Source organism: Amycolatopsis thermalba (genome assembly GCF_003385215.1).
In the GTDB taxonomy this organism is placed as follows: Bacteria; Actinomycetota; Actinomycetes; order Mycobacteriales; family Pseudonocardiaceae; genus Amycolatopsis_E; species Amycolatopsis_E thermalba.
Window position 1 is genome coordinate 20613 of sequence record NZ_PQHW01000027.1, and the last position, 19487, is coordinate 40099.

A 19487-nucleotide genomic window follows, 5' to 3' on the forward strand; every position below is an offset into this window, starting at 1 on the left:
TCGGTCTAGACTGCGGCGATGACCGGTACCCGTCGGCGCCGCCCGACGCTCGACGACGTCGCCAGCGCGGTGGGCGTGTCTCGGGCGACGGTGTCCAACGCGTACAACCGCCCCGACCAGCTCTCGGCCGGCCTGCGCGACGAAGTGCTGCGCGTGGCGAAGCGGCTCGGGTACGCGGGTCCCAACCCGACCGCGCGCAGCCTCGCCACCCAGCGGTCGGGCGCGATCGCCTTCATGCTCGACACCGGGTTGTCGGCGGCGTTCTCCGATCCGGCGTTGTCGATCACGCTCGACGCGCTCGCGAGCCGGGTGGATCCGGAGGGGCACGCGCTGCTGCTCCTGCCGGGCGGGCACGACGGCGGGCCGCGGGCGGACCGGGTGCTCGCGGCGCAGGCGGACCTCGCGGTGGCGTACTCGCTGGCGGACAACGCGCCGGCGCTGCGGGCGGTCAAGCAGCGCGGGTTGCCGCTGGTGGTGATCGACCAGCCGATCGTTCCCGGATCGGCGCGGGTGTCGACGGACGACCGGGGTGGCGCGACGGCCGCGGCCCGGCACCTGCTGGAACTGGGACACCGGCGGTTCGCGATCCTGTCCGCGCAGTGCCTGTCCGAGCCGCGCGGGGGGCCGCTGAGCGCGGCCGAGGCGGCGCAGAGCCGGTTCCTGGACAACCGGGAGCGGCTCGCGGGATATCTGGAAACGTTGGCCGCGGCGGGGATCGCCCCGGACGCGGTGCCCATCTGGGAGGTGTCGGGGCTGTCGCGGGAGGCGGCGATGCCCGGCGCGGCGCGCCTGCTCGACCGCGAACCGACCGCGCTGTTGTGCATGTCGGACGAACTGGCACTGGCGGCACTGGCGGTGGCGCGGCAACGCGGTCTGCGCGTGCCGCGGGATCTGTCGATCGTCGGGTTCGACGACACCCCGCCGGCGGCGTGGTCGGATCCGCCGTTGACGACGGTGCGGCAGGACCTCGTGCGCAAGGGACAGCTCGCCGGGGAGCTCGCGTTGCACCTGCTCGCCGGGCACCGCGCACCGAAGCCGACCACATTGGACGTCGAACTCGTGGTGCGCGGTTCCACGAGTCCCGCCGAATAGCAGAAGATTCGCCCGCTCGGCAAGAGCGAGTTCGCGATCCTGTGGACAACTGCGGTTCGGTGGTCTCGATCGAGTTAACGGAACCTACTTATCCACACGAGTAGAAATCCCTGCTGACAAGCTTTCCCGCACCGGCCATTGTGGATCCCGGAACCGCGCAGTGCGGAAAACCCACTCACAGGGGAGTTGAGAAATGTTCGGGAAAGTTCGCGCGTACCTGCCGAGAGTGCTCGTCCTGGCCGCGCTGGGACTGCTGACCGCGGGAGGCATCGCCGAGGCGGAAACCGCGCCGCCCGTGGGGTACGGCTGCGAGCAGGGCGAGTTCTGCGCGTGGTCGGAGGAGTTCTACGGCGGGGCGGTGCAGTTCCTCGACCTGCGCACCGCCAACCCGGGTGAATGCATCCCGCTCAGCGGTGACGCACGTTCCTTCGTGAACCGGCTGGAGCGCGAAGTGACGGTGTACCAGGGCGAGGACTGCTCCACCGAAGGTGACTTCACCACGTACCCGGGCGGCGGAACGTTCGTACCGCACGCACCGTTCGTCGTGCGGGCCATCCAGATCTGGGATTACTAGGCCGCATCCCCACGGACGGGGCCGGCGCCCGCTCGCTCCTGGGGACGTGAGTCCGAGCGGACGCCGGTCCGGGACCCGCACCGCGCGGTTCCCACCCGCGGGCGCGGCGCAGGCACACGGCGCGCCCGCGGGTCACCCAGGTCACGGCTGAGATGTCGGAGCCGCTGTCGTCAGGTTTGACGGACCCCGCTGTGGCCCGCTGCCTGGGAGCGGAGGCTAGTTCCCGTCCGGTTCAGGCGTGATCGGGTCGTGGTCTCTCCTGGCCTGATCGCAGTGGGAACTCGACGGTCGACTGTGGTCCCGGTAGGGATTCCGCTCTTCCGGAGCCGCCAGGGTGGGAAAGACCTACCGTTCACCGCGGACCCCGCGCGCTGGGTCCACTGCCTTGCCGTGGAGGTGATTCCGTCTGGTTCAGGCAATGTAGTCGGCCCTGTCCTGATCACAGTGGGAACTCGACGGTCAGCTGTGGCCCGGTAGAGGTTCAGCTCCTCCCGGAACCGCCAGGGGTGGGAAAGACCTACCGCTCGCCACAGGCCCCGCACACTGGGGACCACTGCCGTGCCGTGGAGGTGAGATTCCGGTCTGGTTCAGGCAATGTAGTCGCGGTCAGCTGCGCTCCCGGTAGGGGTTCAGCTCCTCCGGAGGCACGGCCGCCGCTGGGCGGGTGAGGATGGCCTGGATCCGCGCCGGGTCGACCTTCGGTGTGCGGTCGGCGGTGAGCAGTCCGTTGCGTTCCTGCTCGGTGTCGGTCAGCTGGGTGTAGCAGAAGCCGGCGAGTGCCGGGGACGACAGGACGGCGGTGACGAGCTGGTCCAGCCGGGCGACCAGCTCCTCCTCGTCGGCCACGGTCGAGTAGCCGAACCACTTCTCGTCCTCGGCGGGAACGTAGGAGAGGCCGCCGAACTCGGTGAGCATGACGGCGCGGGCCTCGGCAAGGTCGTCGAGCAGGAGGCGGCGACCGCCGGGCCGTCCGTCGGCCAGGGTGCGGCGCAACGTGTCGGTGTCGCCGTAGCGAGTGGACAATGCCTCGCCCATCGGGGCGTAGTCGTGCACGCCGACGATGTCGGCTTCCGGGATCTCCCAGCCGTCGTTGCCGATGACGGGACGGCTGGGATCGACACTCTTGGTGAGGTGGTAGAGAGATCGCACGAAGTGGGCTTGAGCGGGTGCCGAGGCGATGTCGGGAACGCCCCAGCTCTCGTTGACCGGCACCCAGGTCACGATGCACGGGTGGCTGCGGTCCCGGCGCAGGATCTCCAGCCACTCCCGGGTCAGCCGTTCGACGGCTTCGGGCGCGAACTCGTAGGCGTTCGCGGTCTCGCCCCAGACGAGCAGGCCGAGCCGGTCGCACCAGAAGAGGAACCGCGGATCCTCGGCCTTCTGGTGCACCCGGACACCGGTGAACCCGAGTTCCTTGATGAGCTCGACTTCCCGGCGCAGCGCGACCGCGTCCGGCGCGGCGAGGTGTGACTGCGGCCAGTAGCCCTGTTCCAGAACCATTCGCGGGTAGTACGGGAGGTGATTGAGGAGGAAGCGACCGTCGGTCACCCCGACCTCACGCAGACCCAGGTAGCTCGACGCGGCGTCGGACGGCGCTTCGGCGGCGTGCAGCTCCACCGCGGCGTCGACCAGTACCGGGTTCTCCGGAGACCACAACAGGCGGGACCGGTCCTGACCGTGCCGCAGCGCGGGCACGGCGACGTCGAACCGGAACCGCCGCCGGTCGACGCGCACGGACTGCTCGGACAGGATCTCGTCCCCGTGCCGCAGCACCACGCGAACCGTGACGGCCTCGCCCGGCGCCGCGGACAGCTCGCCCTCGCAGGAGACCGACGCACGGGTGAGATCCGGCGTCCAGTGCAGTTCGCGGAGGTGCAGGGCCGGCACGACCTCCGCCCACACCGGCTGCCAGATCCCCGTGGTGCGGTGGTACCAGATGTCGTGCGGCTCGGGGTGCCAGTCCTGCTTGCCCCGGGGCTGAGTGCCTTCGTCCGGCCGGTCTTCGGCCCGGAGAACGACGACTTGCGGACCAGTGGCCCGCAGAGCGGAGGTGATGTCGAAGGAGAACGGTGTCTGCCCGCCTTCGTGGCTGCCCAGGTGGATTCCGTTGACCCACACCGAAGCCGCGTAGTCCACGGCGGCGAAGTGCAGGATCAGCCGGTGGCCGTCGGGGATCGCCGGGGCGTCGAACTCGCGCCGGTACCAGACGACGGTGTGCGGTTCGGTCGCGTGCAGGCCGGAGAGTTCCGACTCCGGCGGGTACGGAACGGTGATCGTCCGGTCGAAGGGATCGGCCGAGGCGAACCATCGGCCGGCGAGGCCGCGATCGTCGTCGTCGAAGGCGAAGCCCCAGGAGCCGTTCAGGTCGAACCACTCGGGCCGGACGAGTTGCGGTCGTGGGCACAGACGGTCCGGGTCGGCGGCGATCATGACGAAAACCCTACGACAGGAAGGAGGATTGAGCATCGCACCACGAACTGCCCGCTTCGACGCCGTGACAACCGCGTTGGCCGTTCGCCGCGCAGACAGGACGCCCGGCCGCGCCGTGATCCCCCGGTAGGCCTGTGGCCGCCACCTCCCGTGCCATCCCTTCCCAGGGACGACGCGGGGCTCTCAGGCAGGGGCACGCTCTCCGTCGGTCTCCGCGTCTGGGCGGGCTTCGGCTGGACGGCCGTATGCGCGGCCGTCGTTGCTGCGCTGGAGGAGGCCTTCGTCAACGAGGTAACGGCGAAGCGCGGCGTGGTCGTCGTGGATCGCGGCGAGCTTTTCGCGCACCTCCGGCTCCGTGTAGACACGTCCGGGCTCGAACCGCTCGGCGAGTTTCGAGAGCAGAGCCTGGCGGAGCTTGCCCGGACGAGGGATCGCGGTGAGCCGGCCGTGGTTGAACAGTGCTTCGAGCGGATCGGACGGGGGTCGGGCGAGCGAGTCGCGGAAGGCTTCCGGTACGGCTCGGTAGCGGTTCTCGCTGACCGTGACGATCCCGGCCGAGATGAGGCGCTTCGCGAGCTTGCCGGTGTGCCGGTCGTCGGCGACCGGGAGCCCGTCAGGTGCGGTGCAGATCCGGGCGAAGAGCATCAGACGTTCGGGGTCCGCCAGCGCGGAGACCAGCGCTTCCGGTGAGGCCATGGCCACGACCGTACCTGCGGCCAAGCGACCGGCGAACCGGTTTTCAAGATCCGGATCCGGTTGGGGGGAGTGCGTGATCCGCCGACGGACCGGGGGCCGGTCCTGCCCGCGCCGCCGGGCGGCGAAGACACACCGCCGGCTGCCGGTCGCAGCAGGCAGCGAGGGCGCCCGCCACCGTCTCCGCAGGCAGCGAGGGCGCCCGCCGCAGTCTCCGCAGGCAGCGAACGCCCCACCGGCCTCGGAAGAGCGCGGGGCTGGCACGGCCACGTGAACTCGCGCACCTCGCGCGGCTCATCGCCATCCGGCAGGGGCGCGACAGAGCGACTGTGGCCATGGCGGCCCCTCGCCGGGGTTCCGCATCTCCAGGTCGAGCGGCGTCCCGGGCTCAGTGCGGTCGATCAGCGTCCAGAGTGCAAAGCGGCCGAGCGACCCCCGCGTGTCAAACCAGTGCCCGCGAACAGTGACGCCGGACAACCGTCGTCAGGCGGCGACGTCCGCCACGATGCAGCTGATGTTGTCCGGTCCGCCTCCGGCGTTGGCCAGCTCGACCAGCTTCTGCACGGCCTCCTCCGGGTCCGGCACCGTCGTCAGCACCTCCGTCAGCTGCTCCGGCGTCGCGACGTCCGAGAGGCCGTCGGAACAAATGAGGTATCGGTCGCCGGCTCGGGTGTCGAGGACGAAGAGGTCCGGCTCGGGCTCGCCGGCGCCCTGCAGCGCCCTGGTGAGCACCGAACGCTGCGGGTGGCTCACCGCCAGCTCCGGCGAGATCCGCCCCTGGTCCACCAGCTCCTGCACCACCGTGTGGTCCCGCGTCACCTGCACCAGCTCACCCTCGCGCAGCCGGTACGCCCGCGAGTCGCCCACGTGAGCCACCGCGAACGACGCCCCGTCCCACGCCAGGACCGTCAGCGTGGTCCCCATGCCCTGCAGCCGGCTGTCCTCCTCGACCAGCGCCCGCAGACGGCGCCCCGCGTCGGAAACGGCTTCCGCCAGCGCCTCCACGCCGGCCTTCGCGGACTCGGCCTCGAGGCGCTCGTCCAGGGCGGCGATCGCGGCGACCGCGCCCGAACTGGCGACCTCACCGGCGACGTGCCCACCCATCCCGTCGGCGACGGCGAGCAGACGCGGACTCGTGTAGACCGAGTCCTCGTTCGCTTCGCGTCGCTGTCCGACGTCGGAAGCCACGGCGTAGGAAATCGTCAGCGGCCCAGGTTCCATACGTGAAGTAAAGCAGCGGGCCGCGAACCACGGCACAGCCTCACCCCGTCCAAGGCGCCATGCGCCACAATCACCGGGTGTGGTTCGCCGTCCTGGGTCCGGTCGAGGCGCGCTCCGCGGCCGGCGACCCCGTGCCCGTCGGCGGGCCACGACCGCGATCCCTCCTCGCCCTCCTGCTGCTCGACGCCGGTCGCGTCGTCGGCACCGACCGGCTCATCGACGGCCTCTACGGCGACGCCCCACCCGGCGACGCGGCCAACGCACTGCAGGCCCAGGTGTCCCGCCTGCGCCGCAAGCTCGGTGCCGGGGCACGCATCGAGTCCCAGCCCGCCGGCTACCGGCTCACGGTCGAACCCGATCGCGTCGACCTGCACCGCTTCACCCGGCTCGCCCGCGACGGCCGTCAAGCCCTGACCGGCGGCGAACCCGCCCGCGCGGCGAAGCTGCTCCGCGAAGCGCTGGACCTCTGGCGCGGCCCGGCGCTGGCCGACATCCGCGACGCCCCCTTCGCCGAAGCGCAGGCCGCACGCCTCGACGAGCTGCGCACCACCGCGCTCGAGGACCGCGCGGAAGCCGACCTCGCGCTCGGCGAATCCCGCGCGGTGATCGACGAACTCACCGAGCTGTGCGCCGCCCACCCCCTCCGCGAACGGCCCCGCGTCCTGCTCGTGCGCGCGCTCGCCGCCAACGGCCGTCACGCCGAGGCGCTCACCGTCTTCGAGGACGCCCGCCGCACGCTCGCCGACGAACTGGGGGCGGACCCGTCGCCGGAACTCGCCGCCGCTCACCTCGCCGTGCTGCGCGCCGAACCGGTGCCCGAACCGCCGAAGCTCCCCGCCCAGCTCACCAGCTTCATCGGCCGCGAACCGGAACTGGCCCGCATCGCCGGCCTGCTCGCGACCGGACGCCTGGTCACCCTGACCGGCCCCGGCGGCGCGGGGAAGACCCGTCTGTCCATCGAGGCCGGTGGCCGAGCCGACGGCGAAGTGTGCTTCGTGGACCTGTCACCCGTCACCAGCGGCACCGGCGTCGCCCAAGCCGTCCTCACCGCGCTCGGCCTGCGGGAGACCGGTCTGTTCCCCGCCTCCGGGGCCGCGCCGGACCCGGTCGCGCGGATCGAGGTGGCGCTGACCGACCGTCGCATGCTGCTGATCCTCGACAACTGCGAGCACGTCATCGCCGACGCCGCGAAGCTCGTCCACCGATTACTCTCGTCGGCTCCCGGACTGCGCGTGCTCGCCACCAGCCGCGAACCCCTGGGCATCACCGGCGAGGCCCTGTGCGCCGTGCCGCCGCTCGCGTCACCTCCGCCGGAGACCAGCGCGGCCGAGGCGACCGGCTACGAGTCGGTGCGGCTGTTCACCGAACGGGCCGCCGCGGTGCGCCCCGGTTTCCGGCTCGACGACGACTCGGCCGCGCGGGTGCTGCGGATCTGCGCCGCGCTCGACGGATTGCCCCTGGCCATCGAACTGGCCGCGGCGCGCCTGCGGACCCTGCCCCTGGATCAGCTCGAGGCCCGTCTCGACGACAGGTTCCGCCTGCTGTCCAGGGGCAGCCGCACCGCCGCGCCGCGGCACCAGACGTTGCGCGCGGTCGTGGGCTGGAGCTGGGACCTCCTCGAACCGGAGGAGCAGGACCTGGTGCGGCGCTTCGCGATCTTCGCCGGCGGCGCCACGGCGGAGGCGGTCGCGGGCGTCTGTGGACTGTCCGAACCGGACACCGAGGACCTCCTGGAAAGCCTCGTCGACAAATCGCTCCTCGAGATGTCCGGCGACCGGTACCGGATGCTGGAGACGATCCGGGCGTTCAGCGGTGAAAGACTGGATGAATCGGGCGAACGGGACGCGGTGGCACGCGCGCACGCCGAGCACTTCCTCGCTCTCGCCCAGACCGCCGACCCGCACCTGCGCCGCACCGAGCAGATCGAGTGGCTCGCCCGTCTGACGGCCGAGCGAGCGAACCTGCACGGCGCGCTGCGCTGGGCGGTCGAGGAGGACACCGGGTTGGCGCTGCGGCTCGTCGGCGCGCTGTCGTCGTACTGGCGACTGCTGGGCGTGCGCACGGAGATCGCGCCGCTGGCCGCGCGGCTGCTGGACAACCTCGGCGCGGAACCGCCGGACGGCCTGGCGGAGGAGTACGCACTGTGCGTGCTCAACGCCGCACCCGCGGAACCGCCGGGGCTGGACGAGCACCTGCGGCGCGTCGAATCGATCATGCGGTCGCTGGCGTGGCCGCTGCGTCAGCCGTACCTGCTCGTCTACTGGGCGCTGTTCGCCGGGCCGCCGGATCCGGCGAGCCGGCCGAACGAGCTGGAACAGGCCATGTTCGACGACGAGGATCCGTGGTTCCAGGCGCTGCACCACTTCTCGGCGAGCTACATCCGGCTGTTGAACGGCGACACCCCGGGCGCGGAGGAGACGTTCGGCAAGTCGCTCGAGCTGTTCCGCGAAATCGGCGACCGCTGGGGTACCGCGCAGGTGCTCGACGGGCTGGCCGAGCTCGCGGACCTGCGCGGTGACCGGGAGCGGTCGCTGGCGCTGACCGACGAGGCGATGGCCCTGCTCGGGCAGCTCAACGCGACGGAGGAGCTGGCCGAGCTGGGGGCGCGGCGGTCGGACCGGCTGCTGCGCGACGGTGACCTGACCGACGCCGAAGCCGGCTACCACCGCGCGGCCGACCTGGCACGGCGCGCGGGGGCGTCCACCGTGCTCGCCCTCACCGAGCGCGGGTTCGGCGAACTGGCCCGGCACCGCGGGGACTTCGCGCGTGCGCGGGAGCACTACGAGCGGGCGCTGGCCACGCTGGGCGCGGATTGGCAGAGCGACGCGGCGAGCGCGCAGACCCTGACCGCGCTGGGCCGGCTCGCCGAGGCGACGGGCGACCTGGCCGAGGCGCGGGCGCGGCACCGGCAGGCGCTGGACATCACGCTGACGCAGCACTTCCGCTCCAGCATCGCGGACGCGCTGGAGGGGCAGGCGGGGATGACCCTGCTCGACGGCGACGCCGAGGGGGCGGCCGAGCAGCTGGGGATGGCGGTGGCGCTGCGGGGCGCAGCGCGACCGGGCGACCAGGACGTGGCGGGCGTGGCGGCGGGGTGCCAGAAGCTGCTGGGCGCCGACGCCTTCGCCACGGCCTACGACCGCGGCGCGGCACTGCGCTACGAGGAGATCATCACCAGGCTCGCCCGGACCGACCACGGACACGAGAGCCCGGTGGGGTGACCCGGGCGGGCAGCGGGTGAAAAAGCTCCTGGCGCCGGCACCTGCGCCACCGCCTACGAACACGGCACGGCACGGCCCTACAAGGAGATCACCCGGCTCGCCCGGACCGACCACGGACACGACCACCGGGTGGGGTGACCGGCCGGACACCTGGACACGACGGGCGCCGCCCGGCCACGCAACCGTGGACGGGCGGCGCGGCGGGGATCGCCCGGCCGAGGGATGCCCGCTGCGGCAGACATGGGGTGCTCGGAAGAACCTCGGCGCCGATGCTTGCCACCGTGGCCGTCGCCTCGTCCTGAACCGGGTACGTCGCGGCTGGGGCCCGGCGGCCGCGTCGGGCAACCCTCACATCCCGTAGTCCTTCAGTTTCAGCGTGTTCGCCGCCTTCAGGGTCATCCTGTCGAAGGCTCCCGAGAACATCCGGGTCGTCAGCATGCGGTGCGACTGGTTCCGCAGCCACAGCCCACGCGCCGTGCGCGGGGCCAGGAACGGGCCGGTTCCCTTGGCCTGCTTGGCACCCGCCTCGGCGGCCGGGCGTACCGCCGCCTCGTACCGCGGGAACGCCAGCCGGTGGTCGCCCGCCGCCGCGAACAGTTCGCCCGCCAGTACGTACGCCGCCATCATCGCCAGGCCCGTTCCGCTGCCGCCCGGGCCCACGCCCCATCCCGCGTCGCCGACCAACGCCACCCGGCCGCTCGTGTAGCGCGGCAGGTACACGTGCGCCAGCTCGTCGAAGTACAGGTCAGTGGCGGCGTGCAATCCCTCCAGCAGGCGCGGCACCTCCCAGCCGACCCCGGCGTAGACCTCCGCGATCACCTTCTTCACCTGGGCCTCGTCCTTGCGGTCGTAGCTCAGGCCGTCCGCCGCGAAGACGAAACCGACGCTCGCCGGGCCGTCCGGGTCCTGCGCGGCGTACGTCACGCCCCGGCCGAGCACGTTGTAGATCAACCCGGTGTGGTCCAGCCGCAGGTGGTTCGGCGCGCTGAAACCCGCGCACGCGTACCCCATCTCGGTCCGGAACCGCGACTCCGGGCCGAACGCCAGCGCCCGCACACCCGAATGCAGCCCGTCCGCGCCGATCACCAGGTCCACGGTCCGCGGGGCGCCGTGGGCGAACGTCACCTCGACACCCGAACCGGTCTCGGTCAGGGACGTGATCCAGTCGCCGAACACGTACTCCGTCCGGTCCTTCGTCGCCTCGTACAACACGCGGCTCAGGTCGCCGCGCTGGATCTCCACCTCACCGCTGATCATCGACGCCGGCAGGCTCGCCACGCGCCGGCCGGAGGCGTCCAGGATGTGCTGCTCCCCCATCGCCGTCTGGTGCGCGCGGATCTCCTCCAGCAACCCCATCCGCCGCAGCACCTTCATCTGCTCGCCGCGGAAGTCGACCGCCTGCCCGCCCGCACGCAGCGCGGGCGCCCGCTCGACCACGGTCGTCGAGTACCCCAGGCGGTTCAGCCAGAACGCCACGGACGGGCCGGCGATGCTCGCACCGGAAATCAGCACTGTCTTGCTCATCGGGACTCCTCCACTCGGTTGCCCCGAGCTTCGCGAGGAGCGCTGACCGCCGGCTTACCGTCCGCTGACCGGCCGCGCGTGCACGTGCCAGTGACCGGTCACCACGAACCCGCACCGCTCGTACACGCGCTGCGCGCCGGTGGGGTTCTCGCTGTCCACGCCGAGCACGGCACGCCGGTATCCGCGGGCGCGCGCCGCCCGCAACGCGGCGGCGACCAGGCTCCTGGCGGCACCGCGGCCACGCGCTTCCGGAAGCGTGCCGACGTACTCGACCACCACCTCCCCGTCGGCGGCACCGCGCTCGAGGCACAGCACCAACGCGATCACCCGATCGCTGTCGAGCAGCAGGAACGACAGGTCCGGCTGGAAACCCGCGCTGCCGGTCACCCAGTGGCGGAACAGCTCGGGCGTCAAGGCCGTGCTGGCGAAGTGCTCCCGGAACGCCTCGTTGAGCGCGAGCCGGGTCGCCTCCTCGTACCGCGCCTCGTACGGCACCGGCTCGACCGTGGACTCGATCGGCGGCAACGCGGACAGGTCCGCGGCCATGTCGGCGATGGTGCGCACCACCTCGTACCCGCCCCGGCACAGCACCGACGCGTACCACCGCTGGTTCTCGTGCGCCGCGGCGTGCAGTTCCAGCGGCGCGCCCGGGAACACCTTCGCGTGCAGTTTCGCGCTCGCCTCCTCGTACCACCGGAGCAACTCCGCACCGAGGGCGTCGCTCCGGTGGTCCGGGTGCACCATCGACTCCACCCGCATACGGTGCACCGGGTCCGCTTCGGTGCGCCGGGCCGTCATCGCGTACGCGATCAGCCGGTCGCCCTCCACCACGGCCACGCCCGCGTCGGGCAGGGGCGAATTCGGCGACTCCAGGCTCTCCCCGATGTCGGCGACGCTGTGCTCCTCCCCCGTGGGCTCCACCGTCTCCCCCGCGGCGAACAACTCCGCCACCGCTTCGGCATCGTCGCGTCGCAGTGCGCGCCAAGTCACAGTCATCCACGCAGCGTAGGCACTGCCGCTGGCCCGTCCCCAATGATTTCCCGGGCGCGGGTTACCCTGCTGGCCGTGCTGGTGCTGCTGCCTCCTTCGGAAACCAAAGCCGCCGGTGGGGACGGCCCTCCGCTGGATCTGGACGCGCTGTCGTTCCCCGAGCTGAACCCGCTGCGGCGCAAGCTCGCCGACGCACTGGCCGAGCTGGCCGGAGACGTGCCGGAGAGCCTGAACGTGCTGGGGCTGTCGGGGCGGCAGGAGGAAGAGGTCGCCCGCAACGCCGCGCTCTGGAGCGCACCCACCCTGCCCGCGCTGGAGCGCTACACCGGCGTGCTCTACGACGCCCTCGACTACGGCGGCCTGCGCCCGGCCGCGCGGGCCAAGGCCGACCGCAGGCTGGCCGTCGCGTCCGCCCTGTTCGGCATCGCCCGCGGCGACGACCGCATCCCGGCCTATCGCCTCTCCGGCGGCACGACCCTGCCCGCCCTCGGCACGCTGCGCTCGCTGTGGCGCCCGGTCCTGGAACCCGCGCTGGCCGAAGTGGACGGTCTGATCGTCGACCTGCGCTCGGGCGCCTACGCCGCGCTGGCCCGCATCCCGCGCGCGATCACGGTGCGCGTGGTCACCGCGAGCGGGCGGACGGTGAGCCACTTCAACAAGGCGTACAAGGGAAAGCTCGCCGCCGCGCTGGCGACCGCCTCGCGCGAACCCTCCACAGTGGAAGGCCTGATCGGCGCCGCCGAGCGCGCGGGCATCACGCTCGACCGGGTGGGCGAGCAGGAACTGGAGCTGATCACCGACCGGTGAACCGCTCCGGCCGGTAGGGCGTCAGGTCGACCGGCGCCTCCTCACCGAGCGCGAGACCCGCGACGAGCCGCCCGGCGAACGGCGCGACGGTGAGCCCGCCGGGACCGAACCCGGTGGCGACCAGCACGTCCGGACGCTCCGCCAGCGCGCCGAGCAGCGGCAGGCCATCGGGCGAGGCGGGGCGGAAACCGATCCTCGTCTCCAGCAGCGTCGCGTCGGCCAGGCCCGGTGCGACCGTCAGGGCGTGGTCCAGGACCTCGCGCTGCCCGGCCGCGGTGATCCGGTGGTCGAACCCGGAACCGGTCTCGCGCGTGGCGCCCGCGACGACCCGCGAGCCGGGGAAGGCCAGCAGGTAGTGGCTGGACACCGGCAGCACGACCGGCCAGCGCGCGGTGTCCACCCCGGGCAGTTCGAAATGACTGATCTGTCCGCGTTGCGGCGCCACGGACACCGACGGCACCAGCTCACCGCTCCACGCCCCGGCCGCGACGACGACCTTGTCCGCCGCCAGCTCCTCCCCCGCGACGCGTACCCCGCGCCGGGTCAGCTCCGCCGCGCCCTCGACGATCCGGGCGCCCCGCGTCACTGCCGCGTCCAGCAGCGCCTGCCGCATGCGCCGCCCGTCCACCCGGCCGCCGCCACTGACGTGCACCGCGGCCAGGCCGGGGGCGAGCGCGGGGAACAGCTCGCGGGCCTGCGCCGGATCGAGCCGGGACACCTCGCCGGCCACCGGTTCCCCGGCCACGCGTTCACTCACCCGGGCGAAAGCCTCGTCGAGTTCGGCCGGGTCCGCCGACACCACCATCCCGCCGACCACCTCGAACGACGTGTCCCCCGCGCCGTCCTCGGCCAGCTGCGCGATCAGCTCCGGGTAGTACGCCGCGGCCGCGGCGGCGAAGCGGTACTCGTCGTCGCCGCGGCGGCTGGTCCACGGGCACACGATCCCGGCGCCCGCGGCCGTCGCCACTCCCGGACGGCCCGCGTCGGCCACGACGACCTCGGCGCCACGGCGGGCGAGCTGGTGGGCGGTACTCGCCCCGGCGATCCCGGAGCCGATCACGATCACGCGCATGCCGCCAGTCTGCCGGTAATTCGGTTGCGGCCGCAGCGCCGCCGCGGGCATGATCACCCGTACGCCGGTGCGCTGGGCCCGGTGGTGGAGAAGGGAGGTGCGTCGTGTCCGTCGTTGTCCTGGGCCGTGCCTTCCTCGCCCATCCACCCGCCCCGCCCGCCTGATCACCACGGCGCCGGTGGGGCACCTCAGCCATGGAGACCCACCAGTGCGCCAGCACGATTTCGCCGAAGACCCCACCCCGCGCTCCCGTCGTCGCCGCCCGCGGTCCGACGACGAGTTCAATCCGATCCGCAGCGGCCGCCTCACGCAGGACGAACGTGAGCGGCTGGCCCGCCTGCGCGAGGACAGCTACGCCGAACCCGAGATCCCGGGCGGCGCCGACCGCTACTCGACCTGGGACAGCGCCGAGCACGGCCCACGCCCGCACCCGGCCTGGGTGATCACCGAACTGGCCGCCGTGGACACCGAGCTGGGTGTCCTCAAGACCGGCAAGGAGGCCGAGGTGCACCTGCTGCGCCGCGGCCTGCCGGACGGCAGCCGGGAATGCCTGCTCGCCGCGAAGCGTTACCGGTTGAGCGAGCACCGCCAGTTCCACCGCGACTCCGGTTACCTCGAGGGCAGGCGCATGCGCCGGTCCCGGGAGAACCGGGCCATGGCACAACGGAGCTCGTTCGGCCGCAACCTCATCGCCGAGCAGTGGGCGGTCGCCGAGTTCGCCGCGCTCAGTCGCTTGTGGACCATCGGCGTGCCGGTGCCGTACCCGGTGCAGCGGGACGGCACGGAACTCCTGCTGGAGTTCATCGGAGAGCCCGACGGCACGGCGGCGCCACGCCTGGCACAGCTGCGGCCCGAACCGGAGGAACTACGCGAACTGTGGTTCCAGACGGTCGGGGCGCTCGACGTCCTGGCGTCGGAGGGGCTCGCGCACGGAGACCTGTCCGCCTACAACATCCTCGTCCACGACGGCCGGATCGTGCTCATCGATCTGCCACAGGTCGTGGATGTGGTGGCCAATCCGAGAGGAGCGGAGTACCTCACCCGTGACGTCCACAACATCTCCGCGTGGTTTGCCGCGCGGGGACTGCAGGTCGGAGCCGATGACCTGGCTCGGGACCTGCTGGAGCGGGCGGGGCTGGCGTGAAGTACCGGACGGTCTTCAGGTAGTCTGATCACAGTCCGCGACCGGCGACGTGAATTCGGGTCGCCCCCTTCCTGGAACGCGGCACTAACCACCGATGGCGCAGCCGCGCCGGGTTCGTCCTTGTGAAAGCCCGCCGAACATGTCTTTCGCCTGCCTGCGCGCAGGCACACCGGGCCTCCCTTGCGACGTACCACCACGTCCGAGAGGCAATGCGTGAGCATCACCCTTGAGTCCACTTCCACCGTGCAGTCGTTCGCCGACCTGAACCTGCCGGAGCCCCTGCTCGGGGCTCTGCGCAAGGCCGGCATCGACGCACCCTTCCCGATCCAGTCGGCGACCCTGCCGGACGCGCTCGCCGGGCGCGACGTGCTCGGCCGGGCGCAGACCGGATCCGGGAAGACCCTCGCCTTCGGGCTGGCCCTGCTGGCCCGCCTCGAGGGCGGCAGGGCCCGGTCGCGGAAGCCCCGCGGCCTGGTCCTCGTTCCCACCCGTGAGCTGGCCCTCCAGGTCAGCGACGCGCTCACCCCGCTGGCCCGCGCGCTGGGCCTGTGGTGCCGGACCGCCGTCGGCGGGATGGCCTTCCCCCGGCAGGCCGAGGCGCTGCACCGCGGCGTCGACCTGCTGATCGCCACGCCGGGCCGTCTGTCCGACCACGTCCGGCAGGGCACCGCGGACCTCAGCGAGGTCCAGTTCATCGCCATCGACGAGGCCGACCAGATGGCGGACATGGGCTTCCTGCCCCAGGTCCGGGAGATCCTGGACCTGACCCCGCGCGACGGGCAGCGGCTGCTGTTCTCCGCGACGCTCGACGGCGACGTCGGGCAGCTGGTCAACCGGTACATGCACGACCCGGTCGAGCACTCGGTCGCGCCGGCCACCGCCAGCGTCGACACCATGGACCACTACGTGTTCCAGGTCTCGCGCCAGGAGAAGCAGACGGTGATCACCGAGATCGGCGCCCGCGAGGGCCGCACGATCATGTTCGTGCGCACCAAGCACCACGTGGACCGGTTGACCGACCGGCTGCGTGAGCGCGGTGTGCGGGCCGGTGCGCTGCACGGCGGCAAGTCGCAGGGCCAGCGCAACCGGGTCCTGCAGGACTTCCGCGAGGGCCACACCACGGTGCTGGTCGCCACGGACGTCGCCGCGCGCGGCATCCACGTCGACGACGTCAGCCTGGTGCTGCACGTCGACCCGGCGGCCGACCACAAGGACTACCTGCACCGCGCCGGCCGCACCGCGCGCGCCGGGGCGTCGGGTGTCGTGGTCACGCTGATCACGCCGGACCAGCGGCGCACCGTGCGCCGGATGACCGACAAGGCCGGCGTGCGCGCCGACCAGCTGGTCGTGCGGCCCGGTGACGCGAAGCTGTCCGACATCACCGGTGCTCGCGAGCCGAGCGGGGTGCCGTTCGTGGAGCGGCCGCGGGACACCGCGCCGCGCCGGGGTGGCGGCTCGCGTGGCTTCGGCGGGCCGACGCGGCCGCGCCGGGGCGGCGGTTACGGCTACGGTGACCGCGACCGCGGGCACGGTGCCGGCTACCGGCAGGGGCGTCCGGGCCGCGGCCCGCGCCGCAGCACGCCGTCCGCCAGCTGACGCGCTGAAACCGAGAACCGCCGCGATCCCAGCCCGGGGTCGCGGCGGTTTTTTCCTGCGCTCCGCTCGGCTTGGGGCGGCCGGCTCCCCCATGACCACTTGTCACCCGGGACCTCGACTGACAGGTTGGTCGGCATTCCCAGAACCGACTCAGTCAGGAGAGCCGCGATGAGCACGGTGATCAGCAGCCCCACCATCTCGGTCGACGGCTACCTGGCCGGTCCCCGCCAGAGCCGCGAGCTCGGGCTCGGCGAAGGCGGTGAGCGGCTGCACCGGTGGATGTTCGAAGCCGCGGAGGAGAACCGGGCCGAGCGCGACGCGATCCTCGGCCACGGCGCCTACATCATGGGACGCAACATGTTCGGCCCGATCCGCGGCGAGTGGGACGACCCCGGGTGGCACGGCTGGTGGGGTGACGAGCCGCCGTACCACGCGCCGGTCTTCGTGCTGACCCACTACCCGCGGGAGCCGATCGAGATGGCGGGCGGCACGACCTTCCACTTCGTCACCGACGGCATCGAGCCGGCGCTCGACCAGGCGCGTGCCGCCGCGGGTGAGCGGTCCGTGGCGATCATGGGCGGTGCGGCGACGATCGACCAGTACCTGGACGCCGGGCTGATCGACGAGCTGCGGCTGACCATCGCGCCGACGGTGCTCGGCGACGGCGCCCGGCTCTTCGCCGGCGTGACCAGCCTGGACCTCGAACCCGTGTCGTCACGCACCACCACGCTGGCCACCCACGTGACCTACCGCGTCCGGCGCTAGATCGGGAACAGCTCGAACGTGCAGGCCAGCGGCACCCCGAACGACTCGCCGGCCTGGGCGGCGAACTGGCGCAGGAACGGCTCCGGTTCGGCCATGTCACCGCCCAGCGCGGCCAGGTACGCCTTGTGCTCCCGCAGCGAAGCGACCGCCGCGTCGAAGGTGTCCGTGATGTCCACCGCGTGGGTCTGCACCGGCGAGCCGCACACGGCCACCCACCGCACGCCGCTCCACGGCTCCAGCCCGAGGTCGCGGAACAGCCAGCGGTTGGCCGCGTCCCGGACCGCGTCCAGCGTCGCCACGCCGACGTTGCGGTGGTCGGCCATGTTGTACCCGCCGCCGGGGAACGACTCGCGGTGGTTGAGCGTCACCACCAGCTCCGGGCGGTGCCGCCGGATCGCCGCCGCGATGTCCCGCCGCAACGGGATCCCGTTCTCGATCAGGCCGTCCGGGTGGTCCAGGAACTCGACCTCCTCGACCCCGACGACCCGGGCCGCGGCCAGCTGCTCCTGCGTCCGCAGTGGCCCGGCCTCCTCGGGCGGCAGGCTGTCGATCCCGGCCTCGCCCCGCGAGGCGAGCACGTACACCACCGACTTCCCCTGGCCCGTCCACCGGGCGATCGCCCCGGCCGCGCCGTACTCCAGGTCGTCCGGGTGCGCGACCACCGCGAGCGCCCGGTTCCAGTCCTCCGGCATCGCGGCCGGTCTCGGGTCGGTCATGGCCCCTCCACTGCCCAGCGCGGGCTCGGTGCGACACTGCGTGACGTGAACCTACCGGCTTCCTCCTCTCCAGAGCAGGTTTTCGACTGGCTCGACACCGCGGCCGAGAAGCGCGCGGCGGCCGGGCTGACCCGCCGGCTGCGGCCGCGGGGAGCCTCCTCGACCGAGCTGGACCTCGCCGGCAACGACTACCTCGGCCTGGCCCGCGACAAGCGCGTCGCCGGGGCCGCCGCGGCGGCCGCGCTCCGCTGGGGCGCCGGCGCGACCGGGTCGCGCCTGGGCACCGGCTCCACCGAGCTGCACACCGAGCTCGAATACGAGCTGGCCCGCTTCTGCGGCGCGCAGGCCGCGCTGGTGTTCTCCTCGGGTTTCACCGCCAACCTCGGCGCCGTCACCGCCCTGTCCGGGGCCGAATCCGCGATCGTCACCGACAAGTACGTGCACACGTCGCTGATCGAGGGCTGCCGCCTGTCCCGCACCGACGTCGCGGCGATCAACCACTGCGATCCGGCGGCGATCAAGCACGCGCTCGCGACCCGCCGCAAACCGCGGGCGCTGGTGGTCACCGATTCGGTGTTCTCCGTCGACGGCGATCTCGCCCCGCTACGTGAGCTGTCCCAGGTCTGCCGCGAGCACGGCGCGGCGCTGCTGGTCGACGACGCGCATGGGTTCGGCGTGCTCGGCGAGGGCGGCCGCGGCGCGGTGCACGCGGCCGGGCTGGCGGGCGAGCCGGACGTGGTCACCACGATCACCCTGTCCACGGCGCTCGGCGCGCAGGGCGGCGCCGTTCTCGGGCCGCGCCGGGTGATCCGGCACCTCGTGGAGACCGCGCGCAGCTTCATCTTCGACACCGGCCTCGCCCCGGCCAGCGCGGCCGCGGCACTGGCCGCGCTCGGGGTGCTCAAGTCCGAGCCTGGCCTGCCGGAGAAGGTCCTCACCAACGCGGTGACGCTGTCGAGCCGGCTGCGCGCGACCGGGTTCCGGGTGAGCAACCCGGAGGCGGCCGTGATCTCGGTTCAGGCGCCCTCCCCCGAGTCGGCCGCCGAATGGGCCGGCCGCTGCGCCGAGCAGGGGGTGCGGGTCGGCTGCTTCCGCCCGCCGTCGGTCCCGGACGGCGTCTCGCGGCTGCGCCTGACCGCCCGGGCCGACCTCACGGAGTCCGATGTGGACACCGCGGTGAAGGTGATCAGCGAGTCGGCGCCAGCCGGCGTCGCATCGTGATGTGCGGGATGCCGTCCTCGTCGAACTCGTCGCCCTCGGCGACGTAGCCGAACTTCTCGTAGAAGCCGCGCGCGTAGGTCTGCGCGTCGAGCACGCTGTCCGCGTCGCCGACCGAGATCAGCGCCGCGGTCATCAGGCGGGCGGCGAGCCCCTTGCCGCGGGCGTGCTTCGCGGTGACCACGCGGCCGATGCGCTGGACGCCGTCCCCGTCGTCGAGAACCCGGAGGTAGGACTCGATGCCGTCGGGGCCGTCGATCCAGAAGTGGCGGGTCGTCGGGTGCAGGTCACGCCCGTCCAGCTCGGGGTACGGGCAGTTCTGCTCCACGACGAACACCTCCACCCGGAGCCGGAGGATGTCGTACAGCTGCTGCGTGGTCAGGTCCGGTCCGCGGACGCCTCTGTCGGGGTTCACGGACTCCTG

16 protein-coding genes are annotated in these 19487 nt (G+C 72.6%); 8 read left to right on the forward strand and 8 right to left on the reverse strand.

Annotated features, from left to right (window positions below; translation table 11 throughout):
* The first annotated feature begins 18 nt into the window (after positions 1–18).
* Both D0D15_RS13670 and D0D15_RS13675 read left to right on the forward strand, forming a co-directional pair.
* Positions 19–1092: a LacI family DNA-binding transcriptional regulator gene (locus tag D0D15_RS13670; protein WP_094007910.1), complete on the forward strand. Its 1074-nt coding sequence runs from the start codon at positions 19–21 to the stop codon at positions 1090–1092.
* A gap of 193 nt (positions 1093–1285) precedes the next feature.
* Positions 1286–1666, forward strand: coding sequence for a peptidase inhibitor family I36 protein (locus D0D15_RS13675; protein WP_094007909.1), 381 nt, complete (start codon positions 1286–1288; stop codon positions 1664–1666).
* Between the two features lie 606 nt (positions 1667–2272).
* Here the strand turns inward: D0D15_RS13675 and D0D15_RS13680 are convergent.
* From D0D15_RS13680 to D0D15_RS13690, 3 genes are all read right to left on the reverse strand, one after another.
* Positions 2273–4096 carry a glycoside hydrolase family 2 protein gene (locus D0D15_RS13680; RefSeq protein WP_094007908.1) on the reverse strand — a complete coding sequence of 608 codons (1824 nt, stop codon included), beginning with the start codon at positions 4094–4096 and terminating at the stop codon, positions 2273–2275.
* Positions 4097–4279: 183 nt separating this feature from the next.
* Positions 4280–4792, reverse strand: coding sequence for a DUF2087 domain-containing protein (locus tag D0D15_RS13685; RefSeq protein ID WP_094007907.1), 513 nt, complete (start codon positions 4790–4792; stop codon positions 4280–4282).
* A gap of 480 nt (positions 4793–5272) precedes the next feature.
* Positions 5273–6010, reverse strand: coding sequence for a PP2C family protein-serine/threonine phosphatase (locus D0D15_RS13690; protein WP_094007906.1), 738 nt, complete (start codon positions 6008–6010; stop codon positions 5273–5275).
* 77 nt (positions 6011–6087) lie between these two features.
* Between D0D15_RS13690 and D0D15_RS13695 the strand changes: the two genes are divergently transcribed.
* Entirely contained in the window at positions 6088–9231 is a 3144-nt protein-coding gene (locus tag D0D15_RS13695; RefSeq protein WP_233157450.1) for an AfsR/SARP family transcriptional regulator, read from the forward strand.
* A gap of 348 nt (positions 9232–9579) precedes the next feature.
* Here D0D15_RS13695 and D0D15_RS13700 read toward each other — a convergent pair whose 3' ends face one another.
* Together D0D15_RS13700 and D0D15_RS13705 are read right to left on the reverse strand one after the other, a co-directional pair.
* Positions 9580–10755 (reverse strand): FAD-dependent monooxygenase, encoded by a 1176-nt coding sequence (locus D0D15_RS13700; RefSeq protein ID WP_198958345.1) that lies wholly within the window; start codon positions 10753–10755, stop codon positions 9580–9582.
* Positions 10756–10809: 54 nt separating this feature from the next.
* A complete protein-coding gene (locus tag D0D15_RS13705; protein WP_094007904.1) occupies positions 10810–11751 on the reverse strand; it encodes a GNAT family N-acetyltransferase in 942 nt (313 codons plus the stop codon).
* 69 nt (positions 11752–11820) lie between these two features.
* Here D0D15_RS13705 and yaaA point away from each other — a divergent pair, with 69 nt between their 5' ends.
* Entirely contained in the window at positions 11821–12552 is a 732-nt protein-coding gene (gene yaaA / locus D0D15_RS13710) for a peroxide stress protein YaaA (protein ID WP_094007903.1), read from the forward strand.
* Here yaaA and D0D15_RS13715 read toward each other — a convergent pair.
* The gene (locus D0D15_RS13715) at positions 12539–13624 is read right to left on the reverse strand and encodes an NAD(P)/FAD-dependent oxidoreductase (RefSeq protein ID WP_094007902.1); all 1086 of its coding nucleotides are present in this window, start codon (positions 13622–13624) and stop codon (positions 12539–12541) included. The genes yaaA and D0D15_RS13715 overlap by 14 nt on opposite strands.
* A 208-nt stretch (positions 13625–13832) precedes the next feature.
* Here D0D15_RS13715 and D0D15_RS13720 point away from each other — a divergent pair, with 208 nt between their 5' ends.
* The 3 genes from D0D15_RS13720 (at position 13833) to D0D15_RS13730 (ending at position 17129) form a co-directional block, all read left to right on the forward strand.
* Positions 13833–14768: a serine protein kinase RIO gene (locus tag D0D15_RS13720; protein WP_094007901.1), complete on the forward strand. Its 936-nt coding sequence runs from the start codon at positions 13833–13835 to the stop codon at positions 14766–14768.
* Between the two features lie 213 nt (positions 14769–14981).
* Positions 14982–16364: a DEAD/DEAH box helicase gene (locus D0D15_RS13725; RefSeq protein WP_115944478.1), complete on the forward strand. Its 1383-nt coding sequence runs from the start codon at positions 14982–14984 to the stop codon at positions 16362–16364.
* Positions 16365–16532: 168 nt separating this feature from the next.
* Complete coding sequence (locus D0D15_RS13730; RefSeq protein ID WP_094007899.1) at positions 16533–17129, forward strand: dihydrofolate reductase family protein; 597 nt, start codon at positions 16533–16535, stop codon at positions 17127–17129.
* Here D0D15_RS13730 and D0D15_RS13735 read toward each other — a convergent pair.
* Positions 17126–17845, reverse strand: coding sequence for a PIG-L deacetylase family protein (locus tag D0D15_RS13735; RefSeq protein ID WP_094007898.1), 720 nt, complete (start codon positions 17843–17845; stop codon positions 17126–17128). The genes D0D15_RS13730 and D0D15_RS13735 overlap by 4 nt on opposite strands.
* Before the next feature lie 45 nt (positions 17846–17890).
* Here D0D15_RS13735 and D0D15_RS13740 point away from each other — a divergent pair, with 45 nt between their 5' ends.
* Positions 17891–19066: an 8-amino-7-oxononanoate synthase gene (locus D0D15_RS13740; protein ID WP_094007897.1), complete on the forward strand. Its 1176-nt coding sequence runs from the start codon at positions 17891–17893 to the stop codon at positions 19064–19066.
* Here D0D15_RS13740 and D0D15_RS13745 read toward each other — a convergent pair.
* A complete protein-coding gene (locus D0D15_RS13745) occupies positions 19032–19478 on the reverse strand; it encodes a GNAT family N-acetyltransferase (protein WP_094007896.1) in 447 nt (148 codons plus the stop codon). The genes D0D15_RS13740 and D0D15_RS13745 overlap by 35 nt on opposite strands.
* Positions 19479–19487: the final 9 nt, after the last annotated feature.

Coding starts and splice junctions, on each gene's coding strand:
- D0D15_RS13730 (WP_094007899.1), top strand. CDS start 16,533: ATGAGCACGGTGATCAGCAGCCCCACCATCTCGGTCGACGGCTACCTG.
- D0D15_RS13670 (WP_094007910.1), top strand. CDS start 19: ATGACCGGTACCCGTCGGCGCCGCCCGACGCTCGACGACGTCGCCAGC.
- D0D15_RS13680 (WP_094007908.1), bottom strand. CDS start 4,096: ATGATCGCCGCCGACCCGGACCGTCTGTGCCCACGACCGCAACTCGTC.
- D0D15_RS13685 (WP_094007907.1), bottom strand. CDS start 4,792: ATGGCCTCACCGGAAGCGCTGGTCTCCGCGCTGGCGGACCCCGAACGT.
- D0D15_RS13715 (WP_094007902.1), bottom strand. CDS start 13,624: ATGCGCGTGATCGTGATCGGCTCCGGGATCGCCGGGGCGAGTACCGCC.
- D0D15_RS13690 (WP_094007906.1), bottom strand. CDS start 6,010: ATGGAACCTGGGCCGCTGACGATTTCCTACGCCGTGGCTTCCGACGTC.
- D0D15_RS13700 (WP_198958345.1), bottom strand. CDS start 10,755: ATGAGCAAGACAGTGCTGATTTCCGGTGCGAGCATCGCCGGCCCGTCC.
- D0D15_RS13675 (WP_094007909.1), top strand. CDS start 1,286: ATGTTCGGGAAAGTTCGCGCGTACCTGCCGAGAGTGCTCGTCCTGGCC.
- D0D15_RS13735 (WP_094007898.1), bottom strand. CDS start 17,845: ATGACCGACCCGAGACCGGCCGCGATGCCGGAGGACTGGAACCGGGCG.
- D0D15_RS13705 (WP_094007904.1), bottom strand. CDS start 11,751: ATGACTGTGACTTGGCGCGCACTGCGACGCGACGATGCCGAAGCGGTG.